Origin of the sequence: Bacteroides rodentium JCM 16496 (assembly GCF_000614125.1) — a bacterium.
Classification (GTDB): Bacteria; Bacteroidota; Bacteroidia; order Bacteroidales; family Bacteroidaceae; genus Bacteroides; species Bacteroides rodentium.
In genome coordinates, this window is the sequence record NZ_BAKJ01000125.1 from 1 (window position 1) to 1,939 (window position 1,939).

Annotated in this window: 2 protein-coding genes and 2 pseudogenes; all 4 read left to right on the top strand. The window is 34.4% G+C overall.

Annotated elements, in window-relative coordinates:
* A pseudogene (locus tag JCM16496_RS22855) lies at positions 1-599 on the top strand (hypothetical protein); the annotation flags it as partial.
* A gap of 2 nt (positions 600-601) precedes the next feature.
* The gene (locus tag JCM16496_RS20955) at positions 602-1,012 is read left to right on the top strand and encodes a hypothetical protein (protein ID WP_025836418.1); all 411 of its coding nucleotides are present in this window, start codon (positions 602-604) and stop codon (positions 1,010-1,012) included.
* 23 nt (positions 1,013-1,035) lie between these two features.
* Entirely contained in the window at positions 1,036-1,614 is a 579-nt protein-coding gene (locus JCM16496_RS20960) for a hypothetical protein (RefSeq protein WP_025836419.1), read from the top strand.
* Between the two features lie 103 nt (positions 1,615-1,717).
* Positions 1,718-1,939 (top strand): annotated as a pseudogene (locus tag JCM16496_RS25360) (RHS repeat domain-containing protein); the annotation flags it as partial.

A 1,939-nucleotide genomic window follows, 5' to 3' on the forward strand; every position in this document is an offset into this window, starting at 1 on the left:
TGGGCCCTTCTGCTGAGAATTATTATTCAGCGAACCCATTTGCTTACTGTTTAAATAATCCGTTAAAATATATAGACCCATTAGGAACAGATACCATTTCTGTAATAGATCAAAACAGGCGCCCTTTAGATAGAGGTAAAAGTGGAGAAACGTATACAGCCACTATTCAGGTAATTCAAAACGGTGAAGTGGTAGGCATTTATGAAGGGAGCAGTTATCCTAACTCTGTTAGCAATAAAGATAATTCAACCAATTATAATACAATAGCCGAAGGGGAATATGATTTTAATAATAAAAGTGGGCATAAAGGAGGTACTCAAAAAGGGCTAAACATTGTAGATGAATCCGGAAACAGGCACACAAAAGGCTTTGATAAGGATGGGAATGAAGTACAAATGCAATATGTAAATGTACATTCAGGAAAAAGCGATAATGGAAACTACAATAGTAGAGGCTCGCAAGGTTGTATTACAATCAATCCCAAAGATGCCAAATCCTTTTTTTCTCATTTTAAGTGGAATGAATCAAATCCTAACGTAGGAAATAGTCAAGGAAGAATTATTATTAAAAGAATAGATTTGATAAATAAAAAGGAATAAATATGAGATTACTTTTTTTTATAACTTTCTCATTCTTGTGTCTGAATTCATTTTCACAAGTAGAAAATTATCAAGAGATTGCACAAGTAATGGAGAAAATTTGTAAGAAGGAGAAACTTTCCGTTACAGAAATGAGTTCTTTCCTATGTGCTTATGAAAACAAGTATATGAGTAATGTTGAATTAGGAGAGTATCGAAATGAGGCACTGTTTCAGATAATAGCATCGGATAATGTGTCGCTTTTCTTATCTTTGTTGAAAAAGGAGAGTGAAGATAAAATTTCAAGAGTTTTTTCTGATTTGCGAAATCCTATACACGATACTATTGATTCGGAAGTTTGTCTGAAGTACTTATATTCTACAAAAAGAAATAACAAATTACGAAAACGTATCATCCGTATTTTGGAACGATAGTATAAAATTGTAAATATAATGTTATGGGAAAATTTTCACAACTTTTATCAGTAGTATTTCTGCCATTCTTGTTTTGGGGATGTCATTCTTATGTGGAAGTTGTAAACATTAAGCCTTACATTTATAAGGCTGATGATTATATCACGAAGGAACTGAATGTATATGAACCGGAGGAATCGTTGTATCCAATTTTGGATTCAATCATTATAAAAACAGAAGAATGTCCGGAATATCAAAATAGAAAGGAAAAAGTTTTTTTCTTTTTCTGTATTGAAGATGGAAGTTACTCTGATCCTGAAGAAAAATGGGGCAATCCTCATATTGGAATTTTTGTAAACTACTATCTTTTTCGTTTTTCAGATTTCCGATCGACATTAGGGGTGTTTGGCTATAAGGGATATGACTTTTATATAGATGAAATATTTGCCAATATTTTATTAAAGAAAACGGATAGAACGATTACCATAACATGTGTGACTCCAGAGAAATACCATTTTGATCCACTCTATAGAGGAGATGGGGATATGTATTGGTGGTATGGATATAAGCATGAATCTTTGATCAATATACAATATGGTCGTTGCCCTACTCCGAATCTTTAATTCGATAAACTAAATGATTCCCTGCTTATATCATTGTGTGTATAGGCAGGGATTTTCATATATTGACGCATCCGCTTGACGTAACGGGAGTTTTGAAAAGCCACAATGTTACGGACAGACAAGCACTTCCTCGTATGACCTGATTGACAACCTGACTTTCATTCTGGACGGCAACCGTCTGAACCGTGTGGACGATGCCGTTGCGGCTTCTGCCTATAACAACAGATTCGAGTTCAAGGATGCCGCGAAGCAAGCCAATGAATATACTTACGATGCCAACGGCAATTTGACGAAAGATTTGAATAAGGGAATTATCAACATATCG

What these genes read in the sequence shown, in the direction of transcription:
- JCM16496_RS20960 (WP_025836419.1), top strand. Translation starts at nt 1,036, where the DNA reads ATGGGAAAATTTTCACAACTTTTATCAGTAGTATTTCTGCCATTCTTG.
- JCM16496_RS20955 (WP_025836418.1), top strand. Translation starts at nt 602, where the DNA reads ATGAGATTACTTTTTTTTATAACTTTCTCATTCTTGTGTCTGAATTCA.